At 68.8% G+C, this 19,337-nt stretch carries 16 protein-coding genes; 13 read left to right on the top strand and 3 right to left on the bottom strand.

Features of this window, described 5'->3' with window-relative positions; all coding sequences use genetic code 11:
- Positions 1-46: 46 nt before the first annotated feature.
- The 13 genes from rpsA to QU602_RS11395 all read left to right on the top strand — a co-directional run bounded on the left by rpsA (position 47) and on the right by QU602_RS11395 (position 15,989).
- Positions 47-1,510: a 30S ribosomal protein S1 gene (rpsA, locus tag QU602_RS11455; RefSeq protein WP_308796588.1), complete on the top strand. Its 1,464-nt coding sequence runs from the start codon at positions 47-49 to the stop codon at positions 1,508-1,510.
- Positions 1,511-1,726: 216 nt separating this feature from the next.
- Positions 1,727-2,350, top strand: coding sequence for a dephospho-CoA kinase (gene coaE, locus QU602_RS11450; protein WP_308796587.1), 624 nt, complete (start codon positions 1,727-1,729; stop codon positions 2,348-2,350).
- Between the two features lie 77 nt (positions 2,351-2,427).
- The gene (uvrB, locus tag QU602_RS11445) at positions 2,428-4,494 is read left to right on the top strand and encodes an excinuclease ABC subunit UvrB (RefSeq protein ID WP_308796585.1); all 2,067 of its coding nucleotides are present in this window, start codon (positions 2,428-2,430) and stop codon (positions 4,492-4,494) included.
- Between the two features lie 90 nt (positions 4,495-4,584).
- On the top strand, positions 4,585-7,473 hold the full coding sequence (gene uvrA / locus QU602_RS11440) for an excinuclease ABC subunit UvrA (protein WP_308796584.1): 2,889 nt from the start codon (positions 4,585-4,587) through the stop codon (positions 7,471-7,473).
- Positions 7,474-7,477: 4 nt separating this feature from the next.
- On the top strand, positions 7,478-9,406 hold the full coding sequence (gene uvrC / locus QU602_RS11435) for an excinuclease ABC subunit UvrC (protein ID WP_308796583.1): 1,929 nt from the start codon (positions 7,478-7,480) through the stop codon (positions 9,404-9,406).
- A gap of 36 nt (positions 9,407-9,442) precedes the next feature.
- On the top strand, positions 9,443-10,318 hold the full coding sequence (gene rapZ, locus QU602_RS11430; protein WP_308796582.1) for an RNase adapter RapZ: 876 nt from the start codon (positions 9,443-9,445) through the stop codon (positions 10,316-10,318).
- A gap of 64 nt (positions 10,319-10,382) precedes the next feature.
- The gene (gene whiA / locus QU602_RS11425; protein ID WP_308796581.1) at positions 10,383-11,363 is read left to right on the top strand and encodes a DNA-binding protein WhiA; all 981 of its coding nucleotides are present in this window, start codon (positions 10,383-10,385) and stop codon (positions 11,361-11,363) included.
- 136 nt (positions 11,364-11,499) lie between these two features.
- A complete protein-coding gene (locus QU602_RS11420; RefSeq protein ID WP_308796580.1) occupies positions 11,500-12,126 on the top strand; it encodes a superoxide dismutase in 627 nt (208 codons plus the stop codon).
- An 89-nt stretch (positions 12,127-12,215) separates the two neighbouring features.
- Positions 12,216-13,220, top strand: a complete 1,005-nt coding sequence (gene gap / locus QU602_RS11415; protein WP_308796579.1) for a type I glyceraldehyde-3-phosphate dehydrogenase — start codon at positions 12,216-12,218, stop codon at positions 13,218-13,220.
- A 5-nt stretch (positions 13,221-13,225) separates the two neighbouring features.
- On the top strand, positions 13,226-14,440 hold the full coding sequence (locus tag QU602_RS11410) for a phosphoglycerate kinase (protein WP_308796577.1): 1,215 nt from the start codon (positions 13,226-13,228) through the stop codon (positions 14,438-14,440).
- Positions 14,431-15,219: a triose-phosphate isomerase gene (gene tpiA / locus QU602_RS11405; RefSeq protein ID WP_308796575.1), complete on the top strand. Its 789-nt coding sequence runs from the start codon at positions 14,431-14,433 to the stop codon at positions 15,217-15,219. The genes QU602_RS11410 and tpiA overlap by 10 nt, the downstream gene beginning before the upstream one ends.
- Positions 15,220-15,323: 104 nt before the next feature.
- Positions 15,324-15,575 (top strand): preprotein translocase subunit SecG, encoded by a 252-nt coding sequence (gene secG / locus QU602_RS11400; protein ID WP_308796574.1) that lies wholly within the window; start codon positions 15,324-15,326, stop codon positions 15,573-15,575.
- A 48-nt stretch (positions 15,576-15,623) separates the two neighbouring features.
- Positions 15,624-15,989 carry an RNA polymerase-binding protein RbpA gene (locus QU602_RS11395; RefSeq protein WP_308796573.1) on the top strand — a complete coding sequence of 122 codons (366 nt, stop codon included), beginning with the start codon at positions 15,624-15,626 and terminating at the stop codon, positions 15,987-15,989.
- A 72-nt stretch (positions 15,990-16,061) separates the two neighbouring features.
- On the opposite strand, the gene pgl is transcribed toward QU602_RS11395, so the two are convergent.
- Genes pgl through zwf form a run of 3 tightly spaced genes read right to left on the bottom strand, consistent with a single transcriptional unit; the run spans position 16,062 to position 19,323 of the window.
- On the bottom strand, positions 16,062-16,832 hold the full coding sequence (gene pgl / locus QU602_RS11390; protein WP_308796572.1) for a 6-phosphogluconolactonase: 771 nt from the start codon (positions 16,830-16,832) through the stop codon (positions 16,062-16,064).
- Positions 16,829-17,785, bottom strand: a complete 957-nt coding sequence (locus tag QU602_RS11385; RefSeq protein ID WP_308796571.1) for a glucose-6-phosphate dehydrogenase assembly protein OpcA — start codon at positions 17,783-17,785, stop codon at positions 16,829-16,831. The genes pgl and QU602_RS11385 overlap by 4 nt, the downstream gene beginning before the upstream one ends.
- Positions 17,782-19,323 carry a glucose-6-phosphate dehydrogenase gene (zwf, locus tag QU602_RS11380; protein WP_308796570.1) on the bottom strand — a complete coding sequence of 514 codons (1,542 nt, stop codon included), beginning with the start codon at positions 19,321-19,323 and terminating at the stop codon, positions 17,782-17,784. Before zwf ends, QU602_RS11385 begins: the two co-directional genes overlap by 4 nt.
- Between the last annotated feature and the right edge of the window lie 14 nt (positions 19,324-19,337).

The following is a 19,337-nucleotide window of genomic DNA, read 5'->3' as shown; positions in this document are numbered from 1 at the left end:
CGACCTGGCGATGGGCCTGATTCTGTCCTTTCGGAGCAACCACTACATGACCACCGTAACGACCAAGGCGCCCAAGCAGGTCGCGATCAATGACATCGGATCTGCTGACGATTTCCTCGCCGCGGTCGAGAAGACGCTCAAGTTCTTCAACGACGGCGACCTCATCGAAGGCACCGTTGTCAAGATCGACCGTGACGAGGTCCTCCTCGACGTCGGTTACAAGACCGAGGGTGTGATCCCCTCCCGCGAACTTTCCATCAAGCACGACGTCGACCCCAGCGAGGTCGTCGAGGTCGGCGACACCGTCGAGGCGCTCGTTCTCCAGAAGGAGGACAAAGAGGGCCGTCTGATCCTGTCCAAGAAGCGTGCGCAGTACGAGCGCGCGTGGGGCGACGTGGAGAAGATCAAGGAGTCCGACGGCGTCGTGACCGGTTCGGTCATCGAGGTCGTCAAGGGCGGCCTCATCGTCGACATCGGCCTCCGCGGCTTCCTCCCGGCGTCGCTCATCGAGCTCCGCCGCGTGCGCGACCTCACGCCGTACCTCGGCCAGGAGATCGAGGCGAAGATCCTCGAGCTCGACAAGAACCGCAACAACGTCGTGCTCTCGCGCCGCGCGCTGCTCGAGCAGACGCAGTCCGAGTCGCGTTCGACCTTCCTCGCGAACCTGCACCCGGGCCAGATCCGCAAGGGTGTCATCTCGTCGATCGTCAACTTCGGTGCGTTCGTCGACCTCGGCGGTGTGGACGGCCTCGTGCACGTCTCCGAGCTGTCGTGGAAGCACATCGAGCACGCCAGCGAGGTCGTCGAGGTCGGCCAGGAGGTCACCGTCGAGGTGCTCTCCGTCGAGCTCGACCGCGAGCGCGTCTCGCTGTCACTCAAGGCGACGCAGGAAGACCCGTGGCAGGTCTTCGCCCGCACGCACGCGATCGGTCAGGTCGCGCCGGGCAAGGTCACGAAGCTCGTGCCGTTCGGTGCGTTCGTCCGCGTGGCCGACGGCATCGAGGGCCTCGTGCACATCTCGGAGCTCTCGGCCAAGCACGTCGAGCTCGCCGAGCAGGTCGTCTCGGTCGGCGAAGAGGTTTTCGTCAAGGTCATCGACATCGACCTCGAGCGTCGCCGCATCTCGCTCTCGCTGAAGCAGGCGAACGAGGGCGTCGACCCCGAGGGCACCGAGTTCGACCCGGCGCTCTACGGCATGCTCACGGAGTACGACGAGCAGGGCAACTACAAGTTCCCCGAGGGCTTCGACTCCGAGACCAACGAGTGGCGCGAGGGCTTCGACTCCCAGCGCGAAGAGTGGGAGCAGCAGTACGCTGCCGCTCAGGCTCGCTGGGAGGCGCACAAGAAGCAGGTCGCCGCGACGCTCGCCGCCCAGGCGGACGAGTCGTTCGGCGCCCCCGCAGGCGGCTCAGGCTCGGCCTCGTACTCGAGCGAGACGGCCGGCAGCGGCACCCTCGCCGACGACGCGTCGCTCGCGGCGCTGCGCGAGAAGCTCTCCAGCAGCAACTGATCGCACCGCGATACACGGAAGGCCGGCCCCATCGGGGCCGGCCTTCCGCCGTTCCGGCCCGTGCCGCCGTCGAGGTCGAAGGTGTGTGGGAAGCCGGAAAGTGTGGAGGAAGGCGCCTTCTCCGGGACTCCAACCCACTTCTCGACTTCCGACACGAACCGCTTCGGCGAGCCCGGCTGCTCGAACCCGATCGGAGCCGGTGAGTAGGCTGATGGCGTGTATCTGATCGGGCTCACCGGCGGCATCGCGTCCGGCAAATCCACGGTGGCGCGGCGGCTCTACGAGCACGGCGCGGTCCACATCGACGCCGACCAGCTCGCCCGCCGGGTGGTCGAGCCGGGCAAGCCGGCGTTGCAGGCGATCGTCGACACCTTCGGGCCCGGCGTGCTGCGCGCAGACGGCTCGCTCGACCGGGCGAAGCTGGGCGAGCTCGTGTTCCATGACGACGCCGCCCGCGCGAAGCTCAACGCGATTGTGCACCCCGCCGTGCGGGAACTGTCGAAGCGGGTCATCGCGGACGCCGAGCGCGACGACCCCGACGCGGTCGTGGTCTATGACGTGCCGCTCCTCGTCGAGGCATCCGTCGATCATCCGTTCGACCTGATCGTCGTGACGAGCGCGGGACGCAAACAGCAGGTCAAGCGCCTGGTGGAGGAGCGAGGCATGGACCCCATCCACGCGGAGGCACGCGTCGACTCGCAGATCGACGACGAGGAGCGCCGGAAGATCGCCGACGTGGTCATCGACACGTCGGGCTCGCTCGCGCACACCATGAGTCAGACCGACGCGCTCTGGGCGCGGATCGGCGACGAGCGTCGGGCTCGCCTCGCGGGTTCCTAGCGGGCGGATGCCTCGGCCGCGGTCGCTCTCAGCGAACCCCGGCCGACGTGTCGGTGGGGCTCCATAGACTTGGTCGCATGCAGTCCACGCGTTCCGTCCGCCCGTTCGAGGTGGTCAGCGAGTACCAGCCGAGCGGCGATCAGCCGGCGGCGATCGCCGAGCTCGCCGGCCGTATCAACGCGGGTGAGACCGATGTGGTGCTGCTCGGTGCGACCGGTACCGGCAAGTCCGCGACGACCGCCTGGCTCATCGAGCAGGTGCAGCGGCCGACGCTCGTGCTCGCGCACAACAAGACGCTCGCGGCGCAGCTGACCAATGAGTTCCGCGAGCTCATGCCGAACAATGCGGTCGAGTACTTCGTCTCGTACTACGACTACTACCAGCCTGAGGCGTACGTGCCGCAGACCGACACCTTCATCGAGAAGGACTCGTCGATCAACGCCGAGGTCGAGCGGCTGCGCCACTCGACGACGAACTCGCTGCTGAGCCGGCGCGATGTGGTCGTGGTCTCGACGGTCTCGTGCATCTACGGGCTCGGTGCGCCGGTCGAGTATCTGGCGGCCATGATGCCGCTGCAGGTCGGCCAGCGCGTCGATCGTGATTGGTTGATCCGCAAGTTCGTGTCCATGCAGTACCAGCGCAACGACGTGGACTTCTCGCGCGGCACCTTCCGGGTGCGCGGCGACACGATCGAGATCATCCCGGTGTACGAAGAGCTCGCGATCCGCATCGAGATGTTCGGCGACGAGATCGAGGGGCTGTACAGCCTGCACCCGCTCACCGGTGAGGTCGTGGCGAAGCTCGATGCGGTGCCGGTGTTCCCCGGGTCGCATTACGTCGCGAGCACCGACGTCATGCAGCGCGCGATCGGCACGATCCGCGACGAGCTCGACGAGCGGCTCGTCGAGCTCGAGCGCGAGGGCAAGCTGCTCGAAGCCCAGCGCCTGCGCATGCGTACGACGTTCGACCTCGAGATGATGGAGCAGATCGGCTTCTGCTCGGGCATCGAGAACTATTCGCGGCACATCGACGGCCGATCGGCGGGGGAGCCGCCGCACTGCCTCCTCGACTACTTCCCCGATGACTTCCTCATCGTGATCGACGAGTCGCACGTCACGGTGCCGCAGATCGGCGCGATGTACGAGGGCGACTCGTCGCGCAAGCGCACGCTCGTGGAACACGGGTTCCGGCTGCCGAGCGCGCTCGACAACCGGCCGCTGAAGTGGGATGAGTTCAAGAACCGCATCGGTCAGGCGGTCTACCTCTCCGCGACGCCGGGTCGGTACGAGATGGGCATCGCCGATGGCGTGGTCGAGCAGATCATCCGCCCGACCGGGCTCGTCGACCCGCAGATCGTCGTGAAGCCGAGCAAGGGGCAGATCGACGACCTGCTCGAAGAGATCCGCATCCGCGCCGACCGCGACGAGCGCGTGCTCGTGACCACGCTGACCAAGCGCATGGCCGAAGAGCTCACCGACTTCCTCACCGAGGCCGGGGTCCGGGTCCGCTACCTGCACTCCGACGTCGACACGCTGCGCCGCGTCGAGCTGCTCACCGAGCTGCGGGCGGGTGTGTACGACGTGCTGGTCGGCATCAACCTGCTCCGCGAGGGGCTCGACCTGCCCGAGGTGTCGCTCGTGGCGATCCTCGACGCCGACAAAGAGGGCTTCCTGCGGTCCTCGACCTCGCTCATCCAGACCATCGGGCGTGCGGCGCGAAACGTCTCCGGTGAGGTGCACATGTACGCCGACGTGCTCACCGACTCGATGAACAACGCCATCGAGGAGACGACCCGGCGCCGCGAGAAGCAGCTCGAGTACAACCGGGTCAACGGCATCGATCCGCAGCCGCTCCGCAAACGCATCGCCGACATCACCGACGTGCTCGCGCGCGAAGAGGCGGACACGGCCGCCCTGCTCGCCGGCCGGAACGCCAAGCAGAAGGCGCCGGTGCCGGGCGGGAAGCGCGCCGGCATCGCCGCAGCAGGCGGCAACGAGCTCGAAGAGTTGATCCGCGACCTCAACGAGCAGATGCTGCAGGCGGCCGGCGAGCTCAAGTTCGAGCTGGCGGCGCGGCTTCGCGATGAGGTGTCCGAGCTCAAGCGCGAGCTGCGGCAGATGGAGAAGGCCGGTCACCTGGGCTAGCGACGCGAGAGCCTGGGATTCGAACGTATGTTCGCTGAGAGCACGTGCGATCCGGTCGGCCGTGTCGGTGGTCGTATTTAGACTTCTGAGGTGCCAGTTTCACGTCTCGATGCCCATTCGCGCCTGAGTGTCCGCGGTGCCCGCGTGCACAATCTGCACAACGTCGATGTCGAGGTGCCGCGCGACGCGATGGTCGTGTTCACCGGGCTGTCCGGCTCGGGCAAGTCGTCGTTGGCGTTCGACACGATCTTCGCCGAGGGGCAGCGACGATACGTGGAGTCGCTCTCCGCGTACGCCCGGCAGTTCCTCGGGCAGGTCGACCGGCCCGACGTCGACTTCATCGAGGGTCTGAGCCCGGCGGTCTCGATCGACCAGAAGTCGACCAACCGCAACCCGCGCTCGACGGTGGGTACGATCACCGAGATCTACGACTACATGCGTCTGCTGTGGGCGCGCATCGGCGTGCCCCACTGCCCGGTCTGCGGCGAGCGAATCCAGAAGCAGACGGTGCAGCAGATCGCCGACCAGCTCATGGAACTCAGCGACGGCACCCGGTTCCAGGTGCTGAGCCCGGTCGTGTCGAAGAAGAAGGGCGAGTTCGTCGACCTGTTCCGCGATCTGGCCTCGCAGGGCTACACGCGTGCGGTCGTCGACGGCGAGGTCATCCGGCTCGATGAGCCGCCGAAGCTGAAGAAGCAGATCAAGCACGACATCTCCGTCGTCATCGACCGGCTCGTGGCCTCGCCCGACATCCTCGGCCGGCTGACCGACTCCCTTGAGACGGCGCTCCGCCTGACCGATGGGGTCGTGCAGATCAACTACGTCGATCTCGAGGGCGACGAGGCGTGGCAGACCTATTCCGAGAAGCTGTCCTGCCCCAATCAGCACCCGATCCAGCTCACCGAGATCGAGCCGCGCACGTTCTCCTTCAACGCGCCCTTCGGCGCCTGCCCCGAGTGCTCGGGGCTCGGCACGCGCATGTCGGTCGACGAAGACCTGTTGCTCGGCGACCCGTCGCTGAGCATCGCCGATGGCGTCATCCTGCCGTGGACCTCGCAGGGCAAGAGCCTGTACAACTACTACGAGAAGCTGCTGAAGGGGCTCGCAAGCGATCTCGGCTTCAAGCTCAGCACCCCGTGGGAGCAGCTCGACGAGTCCGCGCGGCACGCGGTGCTCCGCGGCGACAACTTCGAGGTCCGCGTGAAGTGGCGCAACCGGTACGGGCGTGAGATGAGCTACACGTCGGGCTTCGAGGGCGTGGTGCCCTACATCGAGCGGCAGTACGTGCAGGCCGAGACCGACGTGCAGCGCGCACGCTGGGCCGAGTACCTGCGCGAGGTGCCCTGCCCGGTGTGCGACGGCAAGCGGCTGAAGCCCGAGGTGCTCTCGGTGCTCATCCACGACCAGAGCATCGCCGACGTGGGCCTGCTGAGCCTCAGCGATGCCCGCTCGTTCATGGACCGGCTGCACCTCAGCGAGCGCGAGCAGACGATCGCGGCGCAGGTGCTCCGCGAGATCAAGGTCCGGCTCGACTTCCTGATCCGCGTCGGGTTGAGCTACCTCGATCTCGCCCGCGCGGCGGGCACGCTCTCGGGCGGCGAGGCCCAGCGCATCCGGCTCGCGACCCAGATCGGGTCGGGTCTGACCGGCGTCCTCTACGTGCTCGACGAGCCGAGCATCGGCCTGCACCAGCGGGACAACCGCCGACTGATCGACACCCTCGTGGCGCTGCGCGATCTGGGCAACACGCTGATCGTGGTCGAGCACGACGAAGACACCATCCGCACCGCCGACTGGATCGTCGACATCGGTCCAGGCGCGGGGGTGAACGGCGGCACCGTCGTGCACTCGGGCTCCTACGACGATCTGCTGAAGAACACGAAGTCGCTCACCGGCGACTACCTCTCCGGCCGGAAGATGCTCACGATCCCGTCGCACCGGCGCCCCGTCGATCCCGAGCGGGTCATCACGGTCGAGGGCGCCGAGGCGAACAACCTTCGGAAGGTCGACGCCACCTTCCCGCTCGGCACGTTCACCGCGGTGACCGGCGTCTCGGGGTCGGGCAAGTCCTCACTCGTGAACGACATCCTGTACAAGGTGCTCGCGAACAAGCTCAACGGGGCCCGCAAGGTGCCGGGCAAGCACCGCCGGGTGACCGGCCTCGAGCAACTCGACAAGGTCGTCCACGTCGACCAGGCCCCGATCGGCCGCACCCCGCGATCGAACCCCGCCACGTACACCGGCGTCTTCGATCGCATCCGGACGCTGTTCTCGGAGACGACGGAGGCGAAGGCGCGCGGCTACCTCCCCGGGCGGTTCAGCTTCAACGTCAAGGGTGGTCGCTGCGAGGCGTGCTCCGGCGACGGCACCATCAAGATCGAGATGAACTTCCTCCCCGACGTCTACGTGGCGTGCGAGGTGTGCGGCGGCAAGCGATACAACCGCGAGACGCTGCAGGTGCACTACAAGGGCAAGAACATCGCCGAGGTGCTCGAGATGCCGATCAGCGAGGCCGCCGAGTTCTTCGAACCGATCTCCGCCATCCACCGCTACCTCAAGACGCTGGTCGACGTCGGCCTCGGCTATGTGCAGCTCGGGCAGAGCGCGACCACGCTCTCCGGCGGCGAGGCGCAGCGCGTGAAGCTCGCGACCGAATTGCAGCGCCGCTCGAACGGGCGCAGTGTGTACGTGCTCGACGAGCCGACCACGGGTCTGCACTTCGAAGACGTCCGGAAGTTGCTGAAGGTCCTCGGCAAGCTCGTCGAGAAGGGCAACACGGTCATCGTGATCGAACACAATCTCGACGTGATCAAGTCCGCCGACTGGATCATCGACCTCGGGCCCGAGGGCGGGTCGGGCGGCGGGCAGATCGTGGCGACGGGCACGCCCGAGCAGGTCGCCGGCAACCATGACAGCCACACCGGCTACTTCCTCCGTGAGATCTTCGACGCGCACGAGCGCGCCGAGGTCGCCAGCTGAGGCGATGAACAGCACGGTGCCCTGGCGCCCGAAGGCGGGGGAGATCCCCACCTCCCCGGGCGTCTACCGATTCCGTGACGCCGACCGGCGGGTGCTCTACGTCGGTAAGGCGAAGAATCTGCGCGCGCGGCTCTCGAACTACTTCGCCCCGCTCCGGACCCTGCACGAGCGCACGCGGCGCATGGTGCTCACGGCCGCCTCGGTCGAGTGGACCGTCGTGGGCAACGATGTCGAGGCGCTGCAGCTCGAGTACACGTGGATCAAGGAGTTCGAGCCGCCCTTCAACGTCAAGTACCGCGACGACAAGTCGTACCCGTACCTCGCGGTCACGCTCGCCGACGAGGCGCCGCGGGCGATCGTCACGCGCAGGCGCGGCATCCCCGGCGCACGGTATTTCGGCCCGTACCCGAAGGTCTGGGCGGTCAATGAGACGCTCGACCTGTTGCTCAAGCTGTTTCCGATCCGCACCTGCAAAGACAGCGACTACCGGCGCGCGATGGCCACCGGCAAGCCGTGCTTCGCGGGCCAGATCGGCCGGTGTTTCGGACCCTGCTCGGGGCGGGCGACGATCGAGGAGCACCGCGCCAACGTCGACCGGTTCGTGGCGTTCATGCAGAATCAGGACCGCCGCATCGTCGACGAGCTCACCCGCGCGATGCAGCGGGCGGCCGCGGCACAGGACTACGAGACCGCCGCGCGACGCCGCGACGAGCTGCAGGCTGCGAACCAGTTCTTCGAGAAGAGCGCGGTCGTGCTCTCCGAGACGGCCGACCTCGACGTGTTCGGCATCGATCACGACGAGCTCGCCGCAGCCGTGCAGCTGTTCATCGTGCGAGGCGGCCGCATCCGCGGTGTCCGCTCCTGGACGGTCGACAAAGAGCTGGACGTGCCCCTCGGCGACCTGGTCGACTCGGTCCTGCAGAATGCGTACGCCGAAGACATCCTCCCGCCCGGTGAGGTGGTCGTCCCCGAGCTGCCCGACGACGCGGCCGCGCTGGAAGGCTGGCTGGGCGGGGTCGCGGGGCGACGTGTCCGGGTACGCGCCGCCAAGCGCGGCGAGAAGGCGGCCCTGCTCGAGACGGCCACGCAGAACGCGAAGCAGTCGCTGATGCTCTACAAGACCCGGCGCAGCGCCGACTTCACGACGAGGTCGCGCGCCCTCGAAGACATCCAGGAGGCGCTGGGCATGGCGGATGCCCCGCTGCGCATCGAGTGTTTCGACGTGTCGCATCTCTCCGGTACGAACATCGTCGCGTCGATGGTGGTCTTCGAAGACGGGCTGCCCCGCAAAGACGAGTACCGGCGATTCAGCATCCCCGCGTCGACCGACGACACCGACTCGATCCATCAGGTGCTCACGCGCCGGCTCGCCTATCTGGCCGGTGGCGACGATCGAGCGGAGGCCTCGGGGGAGCTCCCGGCCGAGGCATCCGGCGACCCCGACGCTGAGCCGGCGATCTCCCCGAAGCGCAAGAAGTTCGCATATCGCCCGAACCTGCTCGTCGTCGACGGCGGCCAACCCCAGGTCGAGGCCGCCGCACGCGCGCTGCGCGAATCGGGCGTGCCGGGCATCGCACTCTGCGGCATCGCGAAGCGCCTCGAAGAGATCTGGACTCCAGACTCTGATTTCCCGGTCATCCTGCCGCGCAACTCGGACGCGCTGTTCCTCTTCCAGCGGATTCGCGACGAGGCACACCGGTTCGCGATCACGCATCAGCGGCAGCGGCGCAAGCGCGACATCGGCACCGTGCTCTCCGAGATCCCGGGGCTCGGTCCGTCTCGGGTCAAACAGCTGCTGCGGCACTTCGGCTCGGTCGCGCGCTTGAAGACCGCGAGCGAGGCCGAGATCGCCGACGTCAAGGGCATCGGGCCGACCCTCGCGAGCACCATCAGCGCGACGCTGCGGGGCGATGCGGCGCCCACGCCCAGGTAGGGTGGAGGCAGGGAACCGAAGAAGGGGCATCAGCCGATGGGCGATGAGTCCGAGCGTCAAGAGATGCTCATCGTCACCGGCATGTCCGGAGCCGGCCGCTCGACCGTCGCGAACGCACTCGAAGATCTCGGCTGGTACGTGGTCGACAACCTGCCGCCGCAGATGCTGCGCCCGCTCGTCGAACTCGTGGAGCGCGCCGGGGCCTCGCTGCCGCGCATCGCGGCGGTCGTCGACGTCCGCGGCGGCGACTTCTTCACCGAGTTCCACGACATCGTCCTCGCGCTCCGCACGGGGGTGAACGTCCGGGTCGTCTTCCTCGATGCGACCGATGCGGCACTCGTGCGCCGGTTCGAATCGGTGCGGCGACCGCATCCGCTCCAGGAGGACGGCACGATCCTCGACGGCATCGCCGCCGAACGCCGCCGGCTCGCGGCCGTGCGCGAGATGAGCGACATCCTCATCGACACCTCGGACCTGAACATCCACCAGCTGGCCAACCGGGTGACCGAGGCGTTCGCCGAGAGCGACGCGGCGGGCCTGCGAGTCACGGTGGTGAGCTTCGGCTTCAAGTACGGGCTTCCGCCCGACGCCGATCTCGTCGCCGACGCCCGGTTCCTGCCGAACCCGTTCTGGGTGCCCGACCTGCGACCGCTCACCGGCACCGACGCGGCCGTCTCCGAGTACGTGCTCGGGCAGAACGGTGCGCGCGAGTTCCTCGACATGTACGCCGCGGCGCTCGAACCGGTCGTGGCCGGCTATCAGCGCGAGAACAAACGCCACGCGACGATCGCGATCGGCTGCACGGGGGGCAAGCACCGTTCCGTCGCCCTGGTCCGGGAGCTCGCCAAGCGTCTCGAGCAGATGCCCGGTGTCGCCGTCGCGGTGAAAGACCGCGACCTGGGCCGCGAATGATCCGCGGCGACCAGCGCTCGCCCATGAGGCCGGCCCGCACGACGCGAACAGATGGAGTGAAGACGTGGCATTGACCGCCGATGTGAAGGAAGAGCTCGCACGGGTCGAGGTCTCGAAGACGAGCGTACGGGCGGCGGAGCTGGCGTCGATCCTGCGGTTCGCGGGCGGACTGCATCTCATCTCGAATCGCATCGCCATCGAGGCCGAGCTCGACTCGGCGACCGTGGCCAAGCGCGTCACCCGGGCGCTCGGCGAGCTCTACGGAGTCCGGCCCGACGTCTCGGTCATCGCGGCCTCCGGGATCCGCAGGCAGAACCAGTACCTCGTGCGGGTGCTCGACGGGGGAGAGACCCTCGCCAGGCAGACGGGGCTGCTCGACGCGCGCCGGCGCCCGGTGCGCGGCCTCCCGAACCGGCTCACGACCGGCTCGCGCGACGAGGTCGCCGCGGTGTGGCGAGGCGCGTTCCTGGCGCAGGGCAGCCTGACCGACCCGGGCCGCTCGGCCGCGCTCGAGATCACCTGCCCGGGCAACGAGGCCGCCATGGCGCTCGTGGGTGCGGCGGGGCGCCTCGGCGTCGCCGCCAAGGCGCGCGAGGTGCGCGGTGTGCACCGGGTCGTCATCCGCGACGGCGAGGCGATCAGCTCGATGCTCGCGCTCATGGGCGCCGGGGACACGGTGCGCAACTGGGAGGAGCTGCGCCAGCGCCGCGAGGTGCGCGCCACGGCCAACCGCCTCGTGAACTTCGACGACGCGAACCTCCGCCGTTCCGCCCAGGCCGCGGTCGCCGCGTGCGCTCGCGTCGAACGCGCGATGGAGCTGCTCGGCGACGACATCCCCGACCACCTCAAGTACGCCGGCCGGCTGCGGCTCGCGCACCGTGAGGCCAGCCTCGACGAGCTCGGTCACCACGCCGACCCGCCCATGACGAAAGACGCCGTCGCCGGCCGCATCCGGCGACTGCTCGCGATGGCCGACAAGCGCGCCGCCGAACTCGGCGTCCCCGGCACCGAGGCCAGTCTGCCCGCCGACTTCGACGACGTGTGACCTGACCCGGCTGCACACGACGTATGACGCCCGTGCGACGCAACCCCGGGCGGCCGATCGGTACAGAGGCATAGACTCGGACGAGCCGCCGTTCCCGGCCAGACGCGCCGAGCGCGGCATCTGACAAGGAGAAGCAATGGCCGACTACACCCTGCCCGACCTTCCGTACGATTACGCGGCCCTCGAGCCGTCGATCAGCGGCCGCATCATGGAGCTGCACCACTCGAAGCACCACCAGGCGTATGTGACGGGCGCGAACACCGCGCTCACGCAGCTCGCCGAAGCCCGCGAGTCCGGCAACCTCGCGAACGTCAACAAGCTCGAGAAGGACCTCGCGTTCAACCTCGGCGGCCACGTCAACCACTCGGTCTTCTGGACGAACCTCTCGCCGGACGGAGGCGACAAGCCGACCGGTGAGCTCGCCGCGGCGATCGACGACCAGTTCGGTTCGTTCGACGCGTTCCAGGCCCACTTCACGGCGACCGCGCTCGGCGTGCAGGGCTCGGGCTGGGCGGTCCTCGCGTGGGACTCGATCGGCGCCCGGCTCATCGTGCTGCAGTTCTTCGACCAGCAGGCGAACCTGCCGGCCGGCGTCGTGCCGCTCCTCATGCTCGACGTGTGGGAGCACGCCTACTACCTCGACTATCAGAACGTCCGCGCCGATTACGTGAAGGCGTTCTGGAACATCGCGAACTGGGCGGACGTCCAGCGGCGCTTCGAGGTGGCCCGCGAGAAGACTTCGGGCCTGCTGCTACTGTCGTAAGCCGGATGGTGTCCCCGGGCCCGTCCGGGGACACCGTCGTCCGGCACCACGGAAATCCGCGCATTCGCGCATGTCATTCAGGAGACCTCGTGTCCGTAAAGATCGGTATCAACGGCTTCGGCCGGATCGGCCGTAACTACTTCCGGGCCGCCCTCGCCCAGGGCGCCGACCTCGAGATCGTGGCGGTGAACGACCTCACCGACAACAAGACGCTCGCACACCTGCTCAAGTACGACTCGATCACCGGGCGTCTCGACGCGACCGTCGACTACGACGACGAGAACCTGATCGTCGACGGCAAGGCCATCAAGGCGTTCGCGGAGCGCGACCCCGCGAACCTGCCCTGGGGCGAGCTCGGCGTCGACATCGTCATCGAGTCCACGGGGTTCTTCACCAAGGCAGGCGACGCGCGCAAGCACCTCGAGGCGGGCGCGAAGAAGGTGCTCATCTCGGCCCCGGCGACCGACGAGGACGCGACCTTCGTCATGGGCGTGAACGAGAGCTCGTACGACCCCGAGAAGCACCACATCATCTCGAACGCCTCGTGCACGACGAACTGCCTCGCGCCGCTCGCCAAGGTGTTCAACGACGCCTTCGGCATCGAGCGAGGCCTGATGACGACGGTGCACGCCTACACCGCAGACCAGAACCTCCAGGACGGCCCGCACAAGGACCTCCGCCGGGCCCGCGCCGCCGCGATCAACATCGTGCCGACCTCGACCGGTGCCGCGAAGGCCATCGGCCTCGTCATGCCCGAGCTCGTCGGCAAGCTCGACGGCTTCGCGCTGCGCGTGCCGATCCCCACCGGCTCGATCACCGACCTCACGGTCACGGCGTCCCGCCCGGTCACGGTCGACGAGATCAAGGCCGCGTACAAGGCGGCCGCCGAGGGGCCCATGAAGGGCATCCTCAAGTACACCGAGGACCCCATCGTCTCGAGCGACATCGTGACCGACCCGCACTCGTCGATCTTCGACGCCGGTCTCACGCGCGTGATCGGCGACCAGGTGAAGCTCTCGAGCTGGTACGACAACGAGTGGGGCTACTCCAACCGGCTCGTCGACCTGACCGAGTACGTCGCCGAGCGGCTCTGAGCGCCGTGACCCTGCGAACGATCGACTCCCTCGGTCCCCTCGCCGGCAAGCGCGTCGTAGTCCGATGCGACCTCAATGTTCCGCTCCAGGACGGGGTCATCACGGACGACGGCCGGGTGCGCGCCTCGGTGCCCACGCTCGAGACACTGACCGGGCAGGGCGCCCGCGTCATCGTCGTCTCCCACCTCGGCCGCCCCGAGGGTTCGCCCGACCCGAAGTACAGCCTTGCGCCGGTCGCGACGCGACTCGGTGAGCTGCTCGATGCGCCGGTCGCCTTCGCGACCGACACGGTCGGGGCGGATGCCTCGGGCAAGGTCGAGGCGCTGGGTGACGGCGAGGTGCTCGTGCTCGAGAACCTCCGGTTCAACCCCGGCGAGACCGCGAAGGACGACGCCGAGCGCGCTGCGTTCGCCGAGCAGCTCGCCGCGTTCGCCGACGCCGTCGTGTCCGACGGCTTCGGCGTCGTGCACCGCAAGCAGGCGAGCGTCTACGACCTCGAGCGGCTGCGGCCGAGTGCGGCGGGCTTGCTCATCGCGGCCGAGCTGGACGTGCTCGATCGGCTGACCGAGTCGCCCGAGCGGCCGTACGCGGTCGTGCTCGGCGGATCGAAGGTCTCCGACAAGCTCGGTGTCATCGCGCACCTGCTGCCGCGGGTCGATGCGCTGCTGATCGGCGGCGGCATGCTGTTCACGTTCCTCGCCGCCCAGGGCCATCGCGTCGGCTCGAGCCTGCTCGAGGCCGACCAGATCGAGACGGTGCGCGGCTATCTCGCCGAGGCGAACGAGCGCGGCGTCGACCTCGTGCTGCCCACCGACGTGGTCGTCGCGGAGCGGTTCGCCGCGGACGCGCCGCATCAGGTCGCGCCGGCCGACGCCATCGAGGACACCCCGTTCGGCGCCGCGGGGCTCGGCCTCGACATCGGCCCCGACACGGCCGCCGCGTTCGCGGAGCGCATCCGTGGGTCGAAGACCGTGTTCTGGAACGGCCCGATGGGCGTGTTCGAGCTCGCGCCCTTCGCCGACGGCACGCGCCAGGTCGCACAAGCACTCACCGAGGTCGACGGCCTCAGTGTGGTCGGCGGTGGCGATTCGGCCGCCGCCGTGCGTCAGCTCGGATTCTCCGACGACGCGTTCGGACACATCTCGACGGGCGGTGGCGCGAGCCTCGAGTTCCTCGAGGGTAAGCAACTCCCCGGACTGGAGGTCCTCGGATGGCAGTGAAGCGCACCCCGCTCATCGCGGGCAACTGGAAGATGAACCTCGACCACCTGCAGGCGATCGCCTTCGTGCAGAAGCTGGCGTGGTCGCTGACCGACTCGAAGCACGACCCGGCCGACGCCGAGGTCGCGGTGTTCCCGCCGTTCACCGACCTGCGCTCGGTGCAGACGCTCGTGTCCGCGGACTCGCTGACCATCGCCTACGGCGGTCAGGACGTCTCGGCACACGACTCGGGGGCCTACACGGGCGAGATCTCGGGCGCCTTCCTCGCGAAGCTCGACGCGAAGTACGTCATCATCGGCCACTCCGAACGTCGGCAGTACCACCACGAGACCGATCAGATCGTGAACGCGAAGGTGCTCGCGGCGCAGAAGCACGGGCTCGTGCCGGTGCTCTGCGTGGGCGAGACGGCGGAGGATCTCGAGGCGCACGGCGCGAGCGCCGTGCCCGTGGCGCAGCTTCGGGCGGCGCTCGAGGGCGTCGACGCCGCGAAGGAGATCGTCGTGGCGTACGAGCCCGTCTGGGCGATCGGCTCGGGGCAGGCGGCGACGCCCGCCCAGGCCGAACAGGTCGCGGCCGCGCTCCGCGCGGTGCTCGTCGAGGTCCTCGGCGACGACGCGGCGCAGGCCACCCGCGTGCTCTACGGGGGCTCGGTGAAGGCCGCGAACATCGCCGCGTTCATGCGCGAGCCGAACGTCGACGGCGCGCTCGTCGGCGGCGCGAGCCTCGACATCGAGGAGTTCTCGAGCATCGTCAGGTTCAAGAAGCACGTCGGCGCGTAGCATCCGCCTGTCGTCGAGGCCCGCCCCGAATGGAGGCGGGCCTCGTCGACCGTTATACTCGGGTGTCGGCACGCGCCCCTCGCTGTGCCATGAAAGGGTTCACCGTGGAGATTCTCCAGGTCGTCCTGCAGGTGCTGCTCGGCCTCACGAGCCTCCTGCTGACGCTGCTCATCCTGCTGCACAAGGGCCGTGGCGGCGGTCTTTCCGACATGTTCGGCGGCGGTGTCACCTCGAGTCTCGGGGCCTCGGGTGTGGCCGAGCGGAACCTCAATCGCATCACGGTCATCCTCGCGCTCGTGTGGGTCTCGTGCATCGTCGTGCTGGGCCTGATCACCAAGTTCGACGTCGGCCTCTAGCCTTCTCCCCATCCCCCTCCCTCCTCACCCCCAACGACAGGACGCAAGATGGTTTCAGGCAACAGCGCCATCCGTGGGTCGCGCGTCGGCGCGGGCCCCATGGGCGAGCAAGACCACGGCTTCCACGCCGACCGCGTCGCGATCAGCTACTGGGACGCGCTCGGCAACGAGACCGTCCGGTACTTCGCGGCGAACCTCCCCGACGAGGAGATCCCCGAGGTCATCGACAGCCCGTCCACGGGTCTGCCCGCCGGACGCGATCAGGCCAACCCGCCGTCGCTCGCGAAGACCGAGCCCTACAAGACGCACCTCGCGTACGTGAAGGAACGGCGCTCAGAAGAAGAGGCGGCCGCGCTCCTCGACGAGGCGCTGCAGCAGCTTCGCGCGCGTCGCGGTACCGCGGCGCCCGAATAGGCGCGCCCCGCGCATACGACGAAGGCCGGCTCCGAGGGGGCCGGCCTTCGTCGTCTCATCGTCGAGAGGGCGTCAGTACTCGCGCGCGATGAGCGCCTCAGGCACCTCGGCCGCTGCATCCTGATCGACGAAGAACACCGTCCGCCTGCGGCCCTTGATGCCCGCGACCGGTACCTCCTCGCGACTCGCCCCGGCGAGGGCGAGCCCGAGCGCAGACGCCTTGTCGGCGCCGGCCAGCACGAACCACACGCGCTGCGAGGCGTTCAGCACCGGGCGGGTGAGGCTCAGCCGCTCCGGCGGCGGCTTGGGGGAGTCGCGCACGGCGATCACCGTACGGTCCGTGACCTCGATGCCGCTGCGGTGCGGGAAGAGCGACGCGACATGCCCGTCGGGACCGACACCGAGGAAGGTGATGTCGAACACCGGGTGCGCGACGTCGCCCGTGCCGAATCGCGCGAGCTCCTCGGCGTAGCGGTCGGCCGCGTCGTCGAGGCTCAGCCCGGCGTCGGACGCGGGGAAGGCGTGCACGTGCCCCTCGGGCAGCGAGAGCCGATCGAGGAGCGCATCGCGGTTCTGCCGATCGTTGCGCTCGGGATCGCCCTCGGGCAGCCACCGCTCGTCGCCCCACCAGAAGTGGATGCGCGACCAGTCGAGCGAGGCGTGCGCGGGCGACGCGCCGATCGCCGCGAGCACCGCGGAGCCCATGCTGCCGCCCGTGAGCGCGATGTGCGCGACCTCCTGCGCATCGAGGATGTCGAGCGTCTTCGTGATGAAGCGCGCGGCGACCGCCCCGGCGAGGGAGCCCTTGTCGGGATGGACCAGGACTCGCCGCTCGTTCGTCATCGGTCCGCCTCCTCGGGGTCCGGCTCACCGAGCAGCGCGAGGCCGCTCGTGATCACCTCACCGTACAGCTCGTCGGGGTCGAGCCGGCGGAGCTCATCGGCGAGGCAGTCGCGCAGGTTGCGACGGGGAAGGGCGACATCGTGCGTCGGCTGACCCGGCTGACGCAGCGTGGCCACACCCGGGACGTCGCGCACGAGGTCGATGTCACCGCCCGGGCGCTCGAGGTGCACGCCGTGGATCCCGTGCGAGCCCTGGTCGACCGGCGTCAGCCGGTATGCCGTCGGCGCCGAGAGCCGCATCTGCAGCCAGGCCGCGAGGAGCGTCGTCGACGGGGAGTCCACCGCGCCGGTCACGTGCACGGCCGTCACGGGTTCGTACGGCGGCTGATCGAGCACCGCCGCGAGCTGGGCGCGCCAGAGCGTGAGCCTCGTCCACGCGAAGTCGGCGTCGCCCGGCAGGTAGTTCGCCGCGAGTACGCGGAGCGCCGCCTGCGGGTCGGCCTGGGTCGAGGCATCCGTGATGCGCCGCTGGGCGATCCGCCCGAGCGGCGACACACCGGGACGTTCCGGTGCGCGACCCGGCCACCAGGTGACGACCGGCGCGTCGGGCAGCAGCAGACCCATGACGAGGCTCTCCTCGTCGTCGGCGGCGTCGCCGCAGACGCGCAGGACGATGACCTCGCTCGCGCCCGCGTCGCCGCCGACGCGGATCTCCGCGTCGAGTCGGCTGGGCTCGGCTGCGGCGCCCTCTTCGGTCGAGACCACGATGACGCGCATCGGATGCTCCCGCGACGCGTCGTTCGCGGCCTCGATGGCCTCTTCCTCGCCGTCCGAGTTCGTCGCGATGACGAGCGTCAGCACCCGCCCGAGGGCGACCGCTCCACCCTCCTCGCGGATCTTGACGAGTGTCTTCGAGATCTTGCTCGTCGTGGTGTCGGGCAGATCGACGATCACGGTCGCCTCCAGGTTCGTCCGTCGCGGGCGAGCAGTGCATCGGCGGAGCTCGGCCCCCATGTGCCGGGCCGGTATTGCTCAGGCCGGCCCTGCGTGGCCCAGAACTCCTCGATCGGGTCGAGGATCTTCCAGGACAGCTCGACCTCCTCCTGTCGGGGGAAGAGCGGTGGCTCGCCGAGGAGCACGTCGAGGATGAGCCGCTCGTACGCTTCCGGACTCGCCTCGGTGAAGGCATGACCGTACCCGAAGTCCATGGTCACGTCGCGCACCTGCATGCCCGCACCGGGCACCTTCGAGCCGAACCGGATCGTCACGCCCTCGTCGGGCTGCACCCGGATCACGAGCGCGTTCTGCCCGAGCTGGGAGGTCTGGCTGTCGGCGAAGACCTGCTGCGGGGCCCGCTTGAACACCACGGCGATCTCGGTGACCCGACGGCCGAGCCGCTTGCCGGCACGCAGATAGAACGGGACGCCCGCCCACCGGCGGGTGCCGATGAGGAGTTTCATCGCCGCGTAGGTCTCGGTCGTCGATTCGGGGTTCATCCCGTCTTCGTCGAGGAATCCGACGACCTTCTCGCCGCCCTGCCAGCCACCCGCGTACTGGCCGCGCGCGGTGCCCTCGGCGAGGTCATCGGGCAGCCGGACGGCGGCGAGGATCTTCTCCTTCTCGGCCCGCAGATCCGCGGCGTCGAATGAGATCGGCTCCTCCATCGCGGTGAGCGCGAGCAGCTGCAGCAGGTGGTTCTGGATCACGTCGCGCGCCGCGCCGATGCCGTCGTAGTACCCGGCCCGGCCGCCCACGCCGATGTCCTCGGCCATCGTGATCTGCACGTGGTCGACGAAGTTGGCGTTCCAGATCGGCTCGTACAGCTGGTTGGCGAACCGCAGCGCGAGGATGTTCTGCACCGTCTCTTTGCCGAGATAGTGATCGATCCTGAACACCGAGTCGGGCGGGAACACCGAGGCGACGACGTCGTTCAGCTCGCGCGCCGTCTTCAGGTCGCTGCCGAACGGCTTCTCGATCACCACGCGGCGCCACTGGCCGTCGCGCTGCTCGGCGAGTCCGGAGCGCTTCAGCTGGGAGATCACCTGCGGGAACGACTTCGGCGGGATCGACAGGTAGAACGCGTGGTTGCCCATCGTGCCGCGCTCGCGGTCGAGCTCCTCGACCGTCTCGCGGAGGCGGTCGAACGCCGCGTCGTCGTCGAACGTGCCCTGCACGAAGCGGATGCCCCGTGAGAGCTGCTTCCACACGTCCTCGCGGAACTCGGTGCGGGCGTGCTCCTTCACCGAGTCGTGGACGACCTGCGCGAAGTCCTCGTTCTGCCAGTCGCGCCGCGCGAACCCGACCAGCGCGAAGCCCGGGGGCAGCAGCCCCCGGTTCGCGAGGTCGTAGACCGCCGGCATCAGCTTCTTGCGCGAGAGGTCACCCGTCACGCCGAAGATGATGAGGCTCGAGGGCCCCGCGATGCGGTTCAGCCGGTAATCGTTGGGGGAGCGGAGCGGATTGTGCCCCGCGCTGATCTTGGCCGGTTCCATACCGTGTCCTGTCT

It is taken from the genome of Agromyces protaetiae, assembly GCF_030866785.1.
GTDB lineage: Bacteria > Actinomycetota > Actinomycetes > Actinomycetales > Microbacteriaceae > Agromyces > Agromyces silvae.
The sequence above is the reverse complement of the archived record's forward strand: the minus strand, read 5'-3'. Positions and strand labels throughout refer to the sequence as shown.